Annotated in this window: 15 protein-coding genes; 4 read left to right on the plus strand and 11 right to left on the minus strand. The window is 45.4% G+C overall.

Annotated features, from left to right (window positions below):
- Positions 1-239 precede the first annotated feature (239 nt).
- Genes MKR94_RS05390 through MKR94_RS05400 form a run of 3 tightly spaced genes read left to right on the plus strand, consistent with a single transcriptional unit; the run spans position 240 to position 3,057 of the window.
- Positions 240-809 carry a cupin domain-containing protein gene (locus MKR94_RS05390; protein ID WP_241645922.1) on the plus strand — a complete coding sequence of 190 codons (570 nt, stop codon included), beginning with the start codon at positions 240-242 and terminating at the stop codon, positions 807-809.
- Between the two features lie 16 nt (positions 810-825).
- Positions 826-1,845 (plus strand): SMP-30/gluconolactonase/LRE family protein, encoded by a 1,020-nt coding sequence (locus MKR94_RS05395; protein WP_241645923.1) that lies wholly within the window; start codon positions 826-828, stop codon positions 1,843-1,845.
- 39 nt (positions 1,846-1,884) lie between these two features.
- Positions 1,885-3,057 carry a glycerate kinase gene (locus tag MKR94_RS05400; RefSeq protein WP_241645924.1) on the plus strand — a complete coding sequence of 391 codons (1,173 nt, stop codon included), beginning with the start codon at positions 1,885-1,887 and terminating at the stop codon, positions 3,055-3,057.
- Positions 3,058-3,145: 88 nt separating this feature from the next.
- Here MKR94_RS05400 and chiP read toward each other — a convergent pair whose 3' ends face one another.
- From chiP to pxpA, 11 genes are all read right to left on the minus strand, one after another.
- Positions 3,146-4,549: a chitoporin ChiP gene (gene chiP, locus MKR94_RS05405; RefSeq protein ID WP_241645926.1), complete on the minus strand. Its 1,404-nt coding sequence runs from the start codon at positions 4,547-4,549 to the stop codon at positions 3,146-3,148.
- Between the two features lie 150 nt (positions 4,550-4,699).
- On the minus strand, positions 4,700-5,458 hold the full coding sequence (gene chbG / locus MKR94_RS05410; protein ID WP_241645927.1) for a chitin disaccharide deacetylase: 759 nt from the start codon (positions 5,456-5,458) through the stop codon (positions 4,700-4,702).
- Positions 5,459-6,817, minus strand: coding sequence for a 6-phospho-beta-glucosidase (locus tag MKR94_RS05415; RefSeq protein WP_241645929.1), 1,359 nt, complete (start codon positions 6,815-6,817; stop codon positions 5,459-5,461).
- An 80-nt stretch (positions 6,818-6,897) separates the two neighbouring features.
- Positions 6,898-7,728 (minus strand): transcriptional regulator ChbR, encoded by an 831-nt coding sequence (chbR, locus tag MKR94_RS05420; RefSeq protein ID WP_241645931.1) that lies wholly within the window; start codon positions 7,726-7,728, stop codon positions 6,898-6,900.
- A gap of 25 nt (positions 7,729-7,753) precedes the next feature.
- Complete coding sequence (gene chbA / locus MKR94_RS05425) at positions 7,754-8,101, minus strand: PTS N,N'-diacetylchitobiose transporter subunit IIA (RefSeq protein ID WP_099823377.1); 348 nt, start codon at positions 8,099-8,101, stop codon at positions 7,754-7,756.
- 50 nt (positions 8,102-8,151) lie between these two features.
- Positions 8,152-9,510, minus strand: a complete 1,359-nt coding sequence (gene chbC, locus MKR94_RS05430; RefSeq protein ID WP_241645934.1) for a PTS N,N'-diacetylchitobiose transporter subunit IIC — start codon at positions 9,508-9,510, stop codon at positions 8,152-8,154.
- A gap of 123 nt (positions 9,511-9,633) precedes the next feature.
- Complete coding sequence (locus MKR94_RS05435; RefSeq protein WP_241645936.1) at positions 9,634-9,951, minus strand: PTS sugar transporter subunit IIB; 318 nt, start codon at positions 9,949-9,951, stop codon at positions 9,634-9,636.
- 511 nt (positions 9,952-10,462) lie between these two features.
- Positions 10,463-11,107: a pyroglutamyl-peptidase I gene (gene pcp, locus MKR94_RS05440; RefSeq protein WP_241645938.1), complete on the minus strand. Its 645-nt coding sequence runs from the start codon at positions 11,105-11,107 to the stop codon at positions 10,463-10,465.
- Between the two features lie 10 nt (positions 11,108-11,117).
- Positions 11,118-12,113, minus strand: a complete 996-nt coding sequence (locus MKR94_RS05445) for a DUF979 domain-containing protein (RefSeq protein WP_241645939.1) — start codon at positions 12,111-12,113, stop codon at positions 11,118-11,120.
- The gene (locus tag MKR94_RS05450; protein WP_241645941.1) at positions 12,103-12,831 is read right to left on the minus strand and encodes a DUF969 domain-containing protein; all 729 of its coding nucleotides are present in this window, start codon (positions 12,829-12,831) and stop codon (positions 12,103-12,105) included. Before MKR94_RS05450 ends, MKR94_RS05445 begins: the two co-directional genes overlap by 11 nt.
- A 32-nt stretch (positions 12,832-12,863) precedes the next feature.
- Positions 12,864-13,601 carry a 5-oxoprolinase subunit PxpA gene (gene pxpA, locus MKR94_RS05455; protein ID WP_241645943.1) on the minus strand — a complete coding sequence of 246 codons (738 nt, stop codon included), beginning with the start codon at positions 13,599-13,601 and terminating at the stop codon, positions 12,864-12,866.
- 251 nt (positions 13,602-13,852) lie between these two features.
- Between pxpA and MKR94_RS05460 the strand changes: the two genes are divergently transcribed.
- Positions 13,853-15,148 (plus strand): MFS transporter, encoded by a 1,296-nt coding sequence (locus MKR94_RS05460; RefSeq protein WP_241645944.1) that lies wholly within the window; start codon positions 13,853-13,855, stop codon positions 15,146-15,148.
- The last annotated feature ends 42 nt before the right edge of the window (positions 15,149-15,190 follow it).

Raw genomic sequence — 15,190 nt, forward strand, 5'->3', positions numbered from 1 at the left:
AGAAAAAACCTCGTCATTACGCGTTAGAAAAGCAGGTTGATGACTCGATCGCTGAGAGATGACACAACTTATGTCTAACCGTCTTAGCCCGATCATTTAAGAGCCGATAACTTCCGTCTGCTTCTATCATTGACATACCCTCAGCTTCGAAAATGAGGGTTGTTTCTAGCCCTCTCTCCCTTCCCCCTCAGCAATTTCTCACCACCTGCTATACTTCTAGGATTTCCTGGAGAAGCCCAATGAATTACTCTCTTATCAAGACCTTTATTTTGGTTAGCCTCAGTTCACTTTCGCCGTTAAGCTATGCTGCGACTCAGGTACACAGTGTGGAATCTTCGAACCCAACGGCCACCCATAGTAATGGTGAGACACAACCCCCTATCAAGTATGCCTCCTTATGGGCGGATAAAAGTGGAGCCACGCATATCAAAACATGTCGTATCGAAGGCCTTCAGTTTAAAACCTATGCCCCGCCCTCGGCTCCACAGTGGATAGGAGTGTCTCCCGATCAAATTGAAAGTATTGCTTACGCCGTGTTGCCCCCTGGCTATGAAGGAACTTGGCATCATGCGCCGGGACCCCAATGGGTTATCACGCTATCCGGTAAATGGTCTGTGCAGACCACCGATGGCTCGGTACTGATTCAAGGTCCAGGCGAGATGCAATTTAATGCGGACAGCAGTTCTCATCCTCGAAACAACGATCCACATGTTGGCCATATTTCCAAGACAGTGGGCAACGATCCCAACGTCCAGTTAATTATTAAGCTCAAACCCAATGTTAGACAGACTATGAACTGTGCTGATTAGCACCAAGGCTAAGAAAATGAAGATAACGTTACGACCCGCTATTATCGGGATATTTTTTTCTGCGGCAAGCATTAGTAGCATGGCTCACTCATCCACTACTTTCAGCATCCAGTCATTAACTCCCGACTTTTCTGATCTTATCGATAGCCATGCAACACCAGAGGTGATTACACGTCATGCAAAATGGGCTGAAGGCCCAGTGTGCCAAGCTGACGGACTCTTTGTCTTTAGCGACGTCAAAGCGAATAAAGTATTAAGCTGGTCGCCGCAACAAGGGATAAAAACTTGGTTATCGCCGTCTGACTTTCAAAATGGTCATACGATTGATGCTCAAGGACGTATTATTGCCGCTTCACATGGTAAGAGAGCAATTTTACGGCAGGATAAAGACGGACAGTGGACTGTACTCGCTGACCGCTGGCAGGGAAAGCGGCTGAACAGTCCCAACGATGTGACAGTCTCGCCGGATGGGTCGATTTGGTTCACTGATCCCACTTTCGGTGTATTAAGTAAAAGCGAAGGTTATGGGGGAAAAGTTGAGCAGGATGGAGAATATGTCTACCGCTATCAACCTGATGAAAACACCCTTGTGAGGATGAAAACTCCGGGTGTTCATTCCCCTAATGGATTAGCATTCTCCCCGGATGGACGCACTCTCTATATTTCCGATACACAACTTGCGCATAATTTTGAGGATAAATCCCTGCGCCATCAAATTATGGCTTATACAGTGCAAGGCAAAACATTAAACCACGGTAAGTTATTTGCAATCGTCAATCCAGGGATCCCAGATGGAATCCGTACTGACCGACAAGGGAATGTGTGGAGCAGTAGTAAGGAGGGAATCCATGTGTTTTCGCCTCAAGGAAGACTTTTAGGTAAGATCTTCGTTCCTTCTCAGGACACTGGGAATCTAGCCTTCTGCACAGATCCTAATCGCCAGCGTTGGGTATATATCACCGCCGCAAATTTGGTTCTGCGAGTTCCCGTTTTAACTGAGGGGGCCACGGCCAGTTCAGCTGCCCCTAAACCCTAACCTTGGATTTGATATGTAATCAGTAGAGAGGCAACTTCGATGAAATTTGTCCTAGCCCCCGACTCTTTTAAAGAGAGCATGACAGCCTTGCAAGTTGCAAACAGTATGGAGAAAGGACTACGACGCGTTTTTCCCGACTGCGAGATAGTTAAAGTGCCTATGGCTGATGGGGGCGAAGGTACAGTGCAATCTTTGATCGATGCGACGGCAGGAAAAATTATCAGTGTTGAGGTGATGGGTCCTCTCCATACTAGCGTCCAGGCTGAATTTGGACTACTGGGTGATGGAGAAACAGCGGTGATAGAAATGGCTTCCGCCAGCGGCATTATCCATACTTCACATAAAAACCGTAACCCACTGATCACCACCACTTATGGAACGGGAGAACTGATCAAACATGCCCTCGACCTAGGGGTTCGTAAAATCATTATTGGTTTAGGTGGGAGTGCGACCAATGATGGGGGACAGGGTATGGCCAGCGCCTTAGGCGTAAAATTCAAAAACGCGAAAGGTGAGCAAGTTGAATTAGGGGGAGGATATTTAGACAATATCGCCGATATCGACGTGAGTGGACTCGACCCACGCGTCGCGGGAACTGAATTTATCGTCGCCTGTGATGTGACCAATCCCCTCATTGGGCCTAATGGTGCTTCGTCTGTTTTTGGCCCACAGAAAGGCGCAACACCTGAGAAAGTGAAAATCCTGGATCGTAACCTCGGAATTTATGCTGAAAAAATTGAATCTTGTTTAGGGATTACCACCGCGTCGGTAGCAGGTGCCGGAGCCGCTGGCGGTTTAGGAGCCGGACTACTCGCCTTTACCCCGGCTAAATTACAACAAGGCATTGATATCGTTATTCAGTTCACGGGATTAGCTGAAAAAATCATAGGGGCTGATGTCGTATTTACCGGAGAAGGCGGTATCGATTATCAAACTAAATTCGGTAAAACGCCTTACGGAGTGGCCAATATTACCCAAAAAGTCTCTCCTCACACTCCTGTCATTGCCTTAGCGGGTGCCATCGGTGAAGGTGTTGAGAACCTTTATGGTGAGAATTTTACAGCCATATTCGGTATTTTGCGGCAAGCTGGCCCTCTCGGTGAGGCGCTAAAAGAGGGAGAAAAAAACGTCGCGTTTACGACGGAAAATATTGCTCGCCTACTTACTGTCGGAATCAACATGCCTAAGAGTATCGATAAGCACAATATATAGCGTTGAGAGGTAGCTAACACTATTCCATGCAATACCTATGACCTCGATTAAGCTTAAGGAGTGCGAGCAACAGAGGGCATTCACGCTTTTAAAAAAGGGTAAACGGTGCTATCACCATAAACTTCACATCACGTTCATCTTGGAAAATATTGCCATAACCGCCTCCCCAACTTGGGATAGTGGAATGATTATCGTAACGGGTGAAATGTAATTTGAACATTGTCCCTTTCGCACGCCCTTCTTGGATCGTATAACTGGCGTCTAGGCTGTAGGCCGACTCTTTCAACCGATTATTTGGGTTGTAATACGCATCGGGCGAAGAGAGCCTGCCAGGTTTGGCATCCCACGCATACACGTAGGACGCGCCGACAGACCAACCGGGGAGATCCCAATGTTTGAGATCGTACATCGCACCAATGAATAGTGCTTTCTCATCGTTTGCGTTGAAATCAGAGCGGTTATCCCACCAGATATCCAAGCGCCCATTAGAGGAGGCATAGGTCGGGGTCATACGTTGTAAAAAATAGCCCTGCTGCCCTTCGGCTTTTACCCAAGTGCCTTCTAAACGGAGATCAAGGACGTCGACAACCTTATAGCCAAAAGTTAATGCCTGTAGCCAGGCAGTTCCGTCGTAAATATCGTTACTCTCCCCGGGTGCAGCTTTATCCCGTGCGCCATAAAACTGATAACTGGTACGCAGAGGAGAAGAGGCGATGTCGAATTGATAGCTCACTTTGGCAAAATATTGGTCAATATACCCTTCGGCCTGCCCCAGTGCCGCTTCTAAAACAAGGCCATTTTTAATATCGTATTTAGCGCCTACAGAGTGCAAATACTTCACCTTAGATTGTCGATCATTTTGGTAAAAATGATCCATCTTAAGGTGCCACGGCGACTTATATTCATTTGCCCAAATATACGAGAACGCTAAGGATCCAGCCTGAGCGTAATCAACGTTTGCCCCAACCTCAGCCCCCTGATAAGTACCTGGTAATAAACTCCAATGCGGTGCTAATAACGTTTGTCCTGCTGGTTGAATATAACCTGCTTGCGCCCACATTGGCCCATAGCTAAATTTCGCCGCTGCCTTATAAAGATCGAGACCGCTTTTATCCCCACTAAAATTTTCACTGTATGCTTTATTACTCGATGAGAAGGCGATTTCATTAGGGTGGCCACTGGCAGAATTTTCTGCCATTTCAATTGCGCTAAAGGCTGCAATATCAATGCCAAAGAAACCTCCCGCATAGCCGGATTGAAAATCTATATTTCCATTCCATGTAGAATGGGAAAGATTTGTTTTATACTTTCCATTATCGGCCACATCCTTGCGATCACGTTCACGCTGCCAATAATAGATTCCACCAGTTAACGTCGAATCATCAATAAATCCTGCTGCACTGACTTCCGGTGAAAGTATTCCCCCAGAAAAAACAGTACCGCTGAAGATACATAAACATAACGTACGAGATAATCCTTTAATTGTACGCATAAATAGCTATCCTAATAGAGTATGAAGGGTTAACTGCCTTAATTTTAGAAAAATGATAACCAAACTGATAATTAAGCGAATATCAGCGTTAATCAATAAAGGCAGTCGTTAATAACAATATTAATGAATTAATAGAACAGTGTTTATTAGTTATATCGTTTTAAAATTAGTCAGACGGTAACCGCGTTGAATGATCCCCTTTTTTAATGAAGCTGAAGTCAATATTTCCAATTCCACTAACCGCTGATCACAATACGCACTCTTTTTAATGGTGGTATCCACAAAGGCAGGGTGGCACATCACTTCTAAAGACGTTTCCCCGCATTGCAGTGAATCATCGAGTATTTTTAAAAACAGTGCTTCCGAGAGGGAATCGCCATAAAACTTACTGGAAAAACCTTCGCTACTTCTGGCAGCAGGCTGCACCGAAGTATCGCCCGCAGACGAGCGTTGATCGCGGCGAATGGGGATATCTCTCTCGCGGGCAAAACGATCGACGATATTGTAAATATCCGGAATAAAATGTACGTGATGATGGCTATCAATATGTGTAGGCGGACAACCGAATAGCTCAATAAAACGCTGATATTGGCTGGCTAATTCCTGAGTGATTTCGTGAAGCGGTAATCGGTCTTCTTCAGCCATCTGCCATACCCACTTACCTAACTGACCTTCTCTCGTGAGCATCGGCATCGCCGATAACGGTTTTCCTAAGGTCAGTACAAAATGCATGCCGATTCCCAATTCAGGCACCTGCTGACATAACTCGGCGGCATGCCCGATAGCTTCGCCATTGACCATCGCCGTTGTCGACGTGACGATACCTTGCCGATGGGCCTCAATGATCCCATAATTTTGCCCCTTACTCAGTCCAAAATCGTCAGCATTGACTACTAATAAAGGTGTCATTTAGTTTCCCTCTGAAACTTTTAAATCCTTAATCGTTTTTGCGAAATGGGGTAACCACCGTTCATGGGCTAAGAGCATCTCACGCGCGAGGCGCTCGGCATCATTATCAGAATGAATAAGTGGGCTAAGATTTAGGGCTAATTGCACTTTATTAAAATCGCCACTCATCGCCGCTTCGCTTGCCGCCACTTCAAAGCCTTTAATGGTATAAATAAGCCCTAATACTTGTTCATCGAAATGCGTAATACGTGGGGTAGGCTGCGCACCGTCCTGACCTAAAGTACAGGTTATCTCAATCGACCACTCAGCAGGGATATTGTCGATATGACCTTTATGCGGAATATTAACGTAATGCTCAGTCTGTTTATTATTGTAAATTGCATTAATCACTTCACAGGCGGCATCCGAATAATAAGCTCCCCCGCGAAGTTCTAATTCTTTTGGTTTTACATCAAGATTAGGGTTTTTGTAGAGTTCGAAAAGTTGATGCTCGACTTGTTGAACCACTTGCGCACGCGTCCCGCCTTTATAATATTCGCCCAGTTCAATGGCGAGCATCTCTTTCGGCTTGAAATAATAAAGTAGATAAGAGCAAGGTATTAAGCGTAATGAGCGAATGAGCCCCTCATTAAAAGCTAAATCGGTAATATTTTTAACTGAGTTGGCACTTAACGTACCGCTAGCAATCCCCTCAAGCAGTTCATCAAACCGCGATTGACCATTCACCCACACGTCCCGAACAAACACGAGGTGGTTAAGGCCGAATAGATCTATTTTGAGGTCATCGTCTGACGTTAGACGTAAAACATCGGTGATGAACATTTTCATACCGATTGGAATATTACAGACCCCAATAAAACGATTAAAACGAGTGTGGCGGTAGATAGCTTCTGTCACCATTCCAGCTGGATTCGTAAAATTAACGATCCAAGCCTTTGGGCAAATTTCTTGTACATCATTAACGATATCAATAATGACCGGAATCGTACGTAATCCTTTAAATAGCCCCCCCGCTCCATTGGTCTCTTGGCCTAAATAGCCATGGCTAAGTGGGATTCGTTCATCTTTTTCACGCGCTTTCAGCTGTCCAACACGCAGTTGAGTGGTCACAAAATCGGCCCCTTGCAAGGCGGCTCGGCGATCTAAGGTCTTAAATACCTTCATCGGTACACCTGCTTTTTCAATCATCCTTTCACACAATGCATGAATAATATCGAGCTTTTCTTGTCCCTCTTCGACATCGACTAACCAGAGCTCAGTGACCGGGAGTTCGTGATAGCGTTTAAGAAAACCTTCCAGTAGTTCTGGGGTATAACTACTTCCGCCACCAATAGTCACAATTTTTAATTTTTGGCTCATTTTATTTTCCTTATTTGGTCAATTTTATCGACGACTATTTTCTGCTAAAGAAATCGTCTCCCACCCAAACGCTTGCTGAGTCACTCTTCATTACAACTGTTTATCTTCTTTCGATAATTATTCGGTGTGAAAGAAGTAAATTTTTTAAATGTTTTAATAAATAAACTTGGGCTGCTGTATCCGGATTCGTATGCAATATCAGTGACTGAAGAGTTAGTTATTTCCAGCTGTTTTTTGGCAAAATTAATACGAATATTATTAATAATCTGCATCGGTGTTTTACTATAATAACGCTGAGTAGCTCGGCTGAGATATTCCTGGCTTTTCCCTGAAAGTTGCACCATATGCTCTAGCGCGGCATCACCGAATTTCAGCTTGTCGTGCATGGATTCAACCGTATTTCTTAACCAGAGCGGAACAGTATCCCTGATCGGTTCATCACGGTAATGTCTTAAACGATTGGTGATATAAAAACAGACGACTTCAATAAACTCATCAAACTCATTTTCGCGAAAATGGTGAGAGGTAATTACCGACTCAATATGAGCAAGAAAGTGCGTGTCAATGGCATAGGCCTGGGTTGCCGTGAATTCGCTAGGAAATAGCGATTGAAAATGTTTCTCAAAAAAAAATTTACTGATCCCTACATTAAGAATACGTGTCGCCCCAGCGGTATAGAAACTTTGATGTTGTGAGCCGACTGGGATAAAGACAAAATCCCCACGTTCTAAAAGCACCCGTTGTCCATCAATCTCTTGATAATAACGTCCGGTTAAGACGATAGTGAACTCGTAGTAATCGTGTTGATGAAGTCCACTCACGCTCTCCGTTTTAGTGAAAATAAAGACATGGAAATTATGTCCATTAAACAGTTGATGCTCACGCGCGATAGGGATTTCTGTCATGATCATTTTTGACGACCTAGCCTAAGGTAAATCAGTTCATGTTTTCGTAAAGCTCAATCATTTCAGCAATGAGTTCACGAGCCAACATTGCGTTCATCAAATGGTCTTGAGCATGAACTAATACTAAGCTCACTTTCACTTTACCTTCCCCTGCATCGCTTTCAATCAACTGCGTTTGTACACGATGTGCATCACTCAGTGCTTGTCGAGAATTTTCCATCATCTCTTTAGCAACGATAAACTTACCTTGTTTCGCTTCCTTTAACGCCGCGTAAGCAAGGCTACGTGCCTGACCAGCATTGATAATTAAGCCCATGACAATTTCTTCAAGATCACTCGTCTCGGTGTGGTCAGGTTCTACTGTATTCAAATCAAACATACTATTTCCTCATTAATAAGGCGTGACCGATCGTCGACAGCCTCTCGGTATTAGAATTTTAAAGCGTTAGCGATCTCTTCTTCCGTTTCTTCTTGATCCAGAGCGGCTTGCGCTTTATTCGAAATCATCACAAAGGGTAGATAAACCAAGGTTGCAACACCTAAATTAACGATGGCTAAAAGAAACGCTGCCACACTTCCATTGGTATTAAAGAAGGCACTTAAACCTGTGGGCATCGTCCAAGGGGCAATATTGGTCATCGGCGGGATAATGCCAAAATAGTAGGCTGCCACTGTAATACCGGCTAACAGTGGTGAGATCAGAACAAAAGGAATGAACATTATCGGGTTCATAATAATCGGTAAGCCAAAAAGAATAGGCTCATTGATTTGAAATAACCCCGAGGGTAACGCTAGCTTTGCCATCTGACGATGGTCAGCGCGACGTGATGCAATAAAAATCGCCAGAATTAACCCCAATGTTGCTCCAGAACCTCCTAGGAAAATATAAGAGTCCAACATTGGCTTAGCCCAAAGGTGAAACGTTTTTCCTGCTTCGAGTGCGGCCTCAACAGAACCGTATTGCTGATAAGTGGCAACATTCTCTAATGCCCAAGGTGTCATAATTGCACTATCGAGTGCCGCTAGCGCTAATGCACCATGTACCCCAAAGAACCAAAGCAGTGGGACGAGTAAGACATAAGCCCACCCCACAACTGCCCCTAATGAGGCGAGCGGAGTAGCGATCATATCCATGATGATTTGGTGGAAATTAGTCTGCCAGTAGGTTAATCCAAAAGAGATCCCCCCCATCATCGATAAAATGATCAGCCCTGGAATCACAGCAGAAAAGGAACGCGAAACAGACGTCGGCACGCTCTCGGGTAACCGTATTACCCAATTACGACGCACAATAAAAGTAAACAATTCAGCCACGACGATCCCGATAATCATCCCCGAGATAACATTAGCTCCGCCTAACCAGTTAGCGCCAACGGCGTAAGCCTCCCCGACACTATAGGGCGTAACCGTCATAAAAGCCGCGACGGCCAATAACCCTGCCGCCATTGCGTCGACTTTACGTTCTTCCGCTAAGGCCGCCCCAATAAAGAAAGGAGCCATCAACGACATAATACCCAGCGTACCGTTGTAAACGTTTCCGACAATTGCCTTAAAATCTTCGAGCGTTGCAATGGTACTTGACTCCAGGCGTATACCTAGTGAATAAAAAAACGAACCTTCTCCAAAACTCAGGAAGACATTATTAATTAATACAAACATTGCCCCAGCAAGGGTAAGTGGCATTAATTTAATAAAGCCATTTTTAATGGCATTGATATGGGGCTGTCTTCCTATTTTCACCGCAAAAGGTAGCAGCATCCTTTCAAGACAATTAATAACTTTACTCATAATTAACACCTCTATAAAAATAAAAACGGTTTTTTATATTTACGGGCTAATAGGATAGTAGACTGTTGATGGATAATAACGACTCATTACATTTTTATTCTTACAGGAATAATGTGGCGTTATTTATTGTAAAGACTTCTTTATCAATCCTATCGCCACTTTTAATACCCCCACCCCATCGACTTTTCCATAGAGAGTTGAATCGATAACTTCGATAGGTTTTATGGGAAATGCCGTTTTAAATTCGGGTAGCATGTAAGAAATTTGAGGCCCTAATAAAATAACATCAGCCTGTTCGCCTTTTTCTGCCAAGAGTGTTTCAGGGAATGCTTCGATGGTAACAGGGACTTCATATTTATTGGCTTGTTCACGCATTTTTGTAACGAGGAGTGAGGTAGACATACCTGCAGAACAAAATAGATAGATAAATTTCTTTTCCATAATGATGGTCTCGCTTTGGAATATTTGATTATTTAAATCCACTGAATAGAATCGAAAAAAGTCTGTCGAGACATTATATGAGATCAACCTCGTTCAAAATAATCAAGGATCAACAAAATCTTCTCTCCTTGACCTCGAGAATGTATCATCATCTTTAAAAGTAAAAATTAAAATCCATAAAAGGTGGTAATCGATAGTTATTTTTGCTATGAATTTTTATTTTATTGGTTGTATTCGCTATTATTAAAAAATCATTTAGATAATAATATAAATATGGATTTTGTGACGCAGAGTGTAAGATATAGCGTATTAAAGAGGACTCTTACTCATTCTTCATTGATAAAATTTCAATTGTTTTTTTAAAAATTAACTCAATTCATTAAATAAAATGCTTATGCTAGCGTAATTAAAAACATTAAACATTTTAATCCTTAATCCGCTTCGCATACTATTACGTGCCTGAAGCGCCACAGAGTATCACCAGCCCACTTGTCGAGAAGGTAAACGGCGTTCAATGTGTTGTCCCCCCAACGATTTGGGCATCGAATTCGACATGTAAGGCAGTATGGATCGCAATTTCCAGACCTCGCTCTACGGTTTCCGCCGCCATACTGGCACTACCTGAATGCTTCGCGGCTTGCTGAGGTAAGTAAGGAATATGGATAAAGCCCGCTCTCACCTCAGGTCTGTCGCCTAACGCATGCAGTAAGCCATACATAACATGATTGCACACATAGGTGCCGGCAGTCTGGGAGACCGAAGCGGGTATCCCCGCTTGTTGCAGAGCGTAAACTATCGCTTTAATGGGGAGCGTACTAAACCATGCTGCGGGCCCATTCTCAACCACCGGTTTATCAATGGGTTGATACCCTTTATTGTCTGGGATACGCGCATCGTCAACGTTGATTGCGATGCGCTCAAGGGAGATATCCGTTCGTCCCCCTGCTTGCCCGACCGCGATGACCAAAGTAGGAGAGTAGTGCGTGATCGCCGCCAATAATACCTGAAGCGACTCCCCGAACACGCACGGCAGTTGCACGCAAACGATACGATCCCCCTCTGCCGTCCCCCCTTCCAGACGGGATACGACCTCCCACGAAGGATTAATCAGCTCATCACCAAAGGGCTCAAATCCGGTTAAAAGAATAGTTTTCATCAATACACCTTTATAAAAACATCAGGTAATAGAGCAGCACGATATTAATCCCTAATAAGGTGACTCCCGTTGGGATCTGCGCTTTAATCACAGCATTCCTATCGGGTAGGCCCAATAAAGCGGCCGGGACAATATTAAAATTGGCGGCCATCGGTGTCATCAAGGTTCCGCAGTAACCGGAAAACATCCCTATCGCCGCCATCACTGCCGGATTACCGCCCTGTTGTAACACTAGAATAGGGATGCCTACACCCGCAGTCACGATCGGGAACGCCGCAAAAGCATTTCCCATAATCATCGTTAATAATGCCATGCCGACAACGTAGACCACCACAGCAACCAACCGATTATCGACAGCTAGGTACTGCTCGGTTAACCAAGAAAGACTATTCCCCACGCCAGCAGAGGTAAAGAGCAAGCCAAGCATGGCCAACACTTGCGGTAAGATAAAGGCGCAGCCAACCGAATCGAGCAGACGTCGTGCTTCTTGCAGAGGTTGGGAAATCGTTTCCCCCGTTATGAACCATGCCATAACTAGCGCAATAAGCGTCCCGACCGCCATGGAGAACAGCGTAGTCAAGGTGGCATGATTACCCGTACCGAATAATTGCTGTTGGATCGATGGGATGAAGGTAAAAAATACGACGCCGACCACCGTCACAAGGGGGATGGCTAATGCTGGAATAAACAGGCGACTCGCCAAGCGTTTTGCGCTAGCTTCTCGCTGTTGTACGGTCCGTTGAGAATAACGACCAAGCCTTACCCCACCACAGCCAGCCAGTAAGGCCATACCGACTACCGCAATGCCCACGCTAATATTGACTAGCCGACGGTCACCTATCAGTTGATAGGTCCAATCACCAATAAAAAACAGGAGTCCATAAATTCCCCAAAACAAGCCCGTAGTGACTCGTCGCGGATTGTGGTTATCACGCCAAGACATTACGGCGATGATCAGTAATGTGGTGCCCGCTAACCAATAGAGCATCTCTTGCTTAACTATCATCACGCCCCCCTTGATGATCACGCACTGTGTTCGCTAACTCGCGGCGTAAATGGTGATCGAGTCGTGCAAGCCGGACGCTATGAACGATCAAAGCAAAACAGGCTGTCGGAACTCCCCATAGCGCAATATGCAGGGGTTCAGTTTGGATACCTGCAGATTCAAGCATAAAGTTATGCATAAAGAGAACGGCACCAAAGGCAACAAAGATATCTTCACCAAAGAAGAGCCCGACATTATCCGTCGCCGCGGCCATCGCTTGGATCCGATAACGCACCGCGGGAGGGAGGGGGCCGTAAGTTTTTTCTGCGCTACCTTCAGCCATTGGTGCTAATAATGGACGCACCATTTGCGGATGGCCGCCTAAGCTGGTTAAGCCCAGCGCGGCGGTGAGTTCTCGAACAAGCAAGTACACCATCAATAAACGCCCCGTCGTCGCCCGGTTTATTTTAGTGATCCACCCTTGTGCAGCTTCTTTCAAGCCATGGCGCTCAAGCAGTCCAATGACGGCCAAGGGTAATAATAAAATAAAGGGTAAATTTCGTGTATTGAGGAATCCAGCGCCCATTTTATCCAAAATCGTTAATAGCGGTATCTGCGCGGCTACGCCGGTAACAATACCGGCAACGATCACTACCAGCACTGGGTTAAAACGTAGGATAAACCCTAGCACTATTACGGCTATCCCCAACAATGGCCACAAACTGATACTTTCTGTCATGCCAAACGGTCCTCACTGTGATGTCGCTATCGTTATGCGGCTACCTGAATATTACGTGATTCAAATTCCTGCCGTAATCGGCGGGCAAAACTGAGGGCATGCTTTCCATCGCCATGCAGGCATAAGGTTTGTGCGGTGACGTTAATCCGCTCCCCTGTGATAGTTTGCACCTTACCCGACTCAATCATCAGCAAACTCTGTGCCAAAGCCTGTTCTTCATCATCGATCATTGCGCCTATCTGCGTGCGGGGGACGAGCGTTCCATCGGCTTGATAGCCGCGATCCGCGAAGACTTCTTGACGAGTCGATAAACCGTAATGTTCTGCTGCGCGAATAAGCTCACTCCCTGCTAATCCAACTAGAATTAGCGCCGGATCCAGCGCATAGACCGCTTTAGCAATGGCATCGGCTAATAAGGGGTCGCGGGCAGCTTGGTTATAGAGCATACCGTGCGGTTTCACATGGTGTAATCGAGCACCTTGCGAGTGAGTGAGGGCGACTAACGCACCAACTTGGTAGAGCGTTTGGCCGTAAATGATATCGGGAGGAAAATCCATTGCTGTCCGACCAAAATTTTCACGGTCTGGAAAACTAGGGTGGGCACCCACGGCAACGTTGTTGCGTATCGCTTCTCGGACACTCGCTAGCATAGTTTCGGCATCCCCAGCATGAAAACCACACGCAATATTCGCGGAAGAAACCAGCGTTAATAATTCAGCGTCGTGAGGACTGCCTTCTCCTAAATCTGCATTCAAATCAATATGTCGCATAGTATCTCTCCCGTATCTCTATTCTGAATGATTTACCACAAATAGTGGCCCCACGCCTTAAAGAATTTCGATATAAGCGGTAAGACAGTGCGCTTTGCAACCTGGCGAACTCTGCTAATATTCAAAGACTCTCACATGTCTGGTAACACAATTTGTTAACACCGAAAACAGTGATCACTGCGAGGTTTTAGCTCCCCCGCCACTGCTGGGTTATCACTCATCCTTTTGCTATAACGCGTTCTGGGGTCACCATGTCCAACACACTACAAAAACTGAGTAAACGCCGGTGGTGGTATTTAATGCCGATCATTTTTATCACCTATAGCCTCGCCTACCTAGACCGTGCCAATTATGGTTTTGCGGCGGCCTCCAATATTGAGCAAGACCTCAATATTTCTAAAAGCACGTCTTCGCTCATTGGCGCCCTGTTCTTCTTAGCCTACTTTTTCTTCCAGGTCCCGGGGTCGATTTATGCGGTAAAGCGCAGTGTAAAGAAGTTAATTTTTATCTGTTTACTCCTGTGGGGGCTGTGCGCAACGGCGACTGGATTAGTCAGTAATATTCCCATGTTAATGGTCATCCGTTTTATCTTAGGTATTGTTGAGGCAGCCGTCATGCCTTCGATGCTGATTTATATCAGTACCTGGTTTACTAAGGAGGAGCGTTCACGGGCCAACACCTTCTTGATACTCGGTAATCCTGTCACCGTGCTGTGGATGTCGGTGTTATCCGGCTATCTGATCCATGCTTTTGGGTGGCGTGAAATGTTTATTATTGAAGGTATCCCCGCCGTATTATGGGCGGGGATATGGTGGCTAGTGGTGCGCGATAAACCCTCAGAGGTGAGCTGGCTGTCGCAGGACGAGAAACAAGATATCCAGCGAGCCATGGAGAAAGAACAACAGGCGATCGCACCGGTACGCAATTATGGTGAAGCCTTGCTATCCTCTTCTGTGGTGTTGCTTTCATCGGCCCATGCATTATGGAGTATCGGTGTGTATGGCTTTATGATGTGGCTACCGTCCATCATTAAATCCGCCTCATCGATGGATATTGTATCGGTCGGCTGGCTCTCGGCACCGCCTTATTTAGCCGCGATTTGTTTGATGTTGGTCGTCTCTTGGCTATCGGATAAAGTTCAAAACCGTAAGTTATTTATCTGGCCACTTTTAGCTGTCGCTGGCCTGGCCTTTACCGGCTCCTTTTTTATCGGTAACAGTCATTTCTGGGTATCCTATGGGTTACTTACCGTGGCAGCCGCCTGCATGTATGCGCCTTATGGGCCGTTTTTCGCGCTAATCCCAGAGTTAATGCCAAAGAATGTTTCAGGTGTAGCAATTGGTTTGATTAATTGCTTTGGAGCATTAGGTGCATTCTTAGGGGCTTATTTTGTCGGATTCTTAAACGGATTAACTGGCAGTCCTAATGCCTCTTACTGCTTTATGGCGATAGCATTACTCACTTCGGTAATTTGTATTTATAAAGTCAAAACACCCGCTAGCTCGCCTTCGAGCTCAACTGAGATTTTTACCCGTAAAGCTTTATAACAGCTCCTCCCCACGCGTTATTGACTGGCGTGGGGACTCTTT

The sequence above is a fragment of the Rosenbergiella metrosideri genome (genome assembly GCF_022602565.1).
Taxonomy (GTDB): Bacteria; Pseudomonadota; Gammaproteobacteria; order Enterobacterales; family Enterobacteriaceae; genus Rosenbergiella; species Rosenbergiella metrosideri.

Bases quoted from the DNA above. Each gene is read 5' to 3' on its own strand.
- chbG (WP_241645927.1), bottom strand. From the start codon at position 5,458: ATGACACCTTTATTAGTAGTCAATGCTGACGATTTTGGACTGAGTAAG.
- MKR94_RS05435 (WP_241645936.1), bottom strand. From the start codon at position 9,951: ATGGAAAAGAAATTTATCTATCTATTTTGTTCTGCAGGTATGTCTACC.
- chbA (WP_099823377.1), bottom strand. From the start codon at position 8,101: ATGTTTGATTTGAATACAGTAGAACCTGACCACACCGAGACGAGTGAT.
- chbC (WP_241645934.1), bottom strand. From the start codon at position 9,510: ATGAGTAAAGTTATTAATTGTCTTGAAAGGATGCTGCTACCTTTTGCG.
- MKR94_RS05415 (WP_241645929.1), bottom strand. From the start codon at position 6,817: ATGAGCCAAAAATTAAAAATTGTGACTATTGGTGGCGGAAGTAGTTAT.
- MKR94_RS05400 (WP_241645924.1), top strand. From the start codon at position 1,885: ATGAAATTTGTCCTAGCCCCCGACTCTTTTAAAGAGAGCATGACAGCC.
- MKR94_RS05450 (WP_241645941.1), bottom strand. From the start codon at position 12,831: ATGACAGAAAGTATCAGTTTGTGGCCATTGTTGGGGATAGCCGTAATA.
- MKR94_RS05460 (WP_241645944.1), top strand. From the start codon at position 13,853: ATGTCCAACACACTACAAAAACTGAGTAAACGCCGGTGGTGGTATTTA.
- pxpA (WP_241645943.1), bottom strand. From the start codon at position 13,601: ATGCGACATATTGATTTGAATGCAGATTTAGGAGAAGGCAGTCCTCAC.
- chbR (WP_241645931.1), bottom strand. From the start codon at position 7,728: ATGATCATGACAGAAATCCCTATCGCGCGTGAGCATCAACTGTTTAAT.
- MKR94_RS05445 (WP_241645939.1), bottom strand. From the start codon at position 12,113: ATGATAGTTAAGCAAGAGATGCTCTATTGGTTAGCGGGCACCACATTA.
- pcp (WP_241645938.1), bottom strand. From the start codon at position 11,107: ATGAAAACTATTCTTTTAACCGGATTTGAGCCCTTTGGTGATGAGCTG.
- chiP (WP_241645926.1), bottom strand. From the start codon at position 4,549: ATGCGTACAATTAAAGGATTATCTCGTACGTTATGTTTATGTATCTTC.
- MKR94_RS05390 (WP_241645922.1), top strand. From the start codon at position 240: ATGAATTACTCTCTTATCAAGACCTTTATTTTGGTTAGCCTCAGTTCA.
- MKR94_RS05395 (WP_241645923.1), top strand. From the start codon at position 826: ATGAAGATAACGTTACGACCCGCTATTATCGGGATATTTTTTTCTGCG.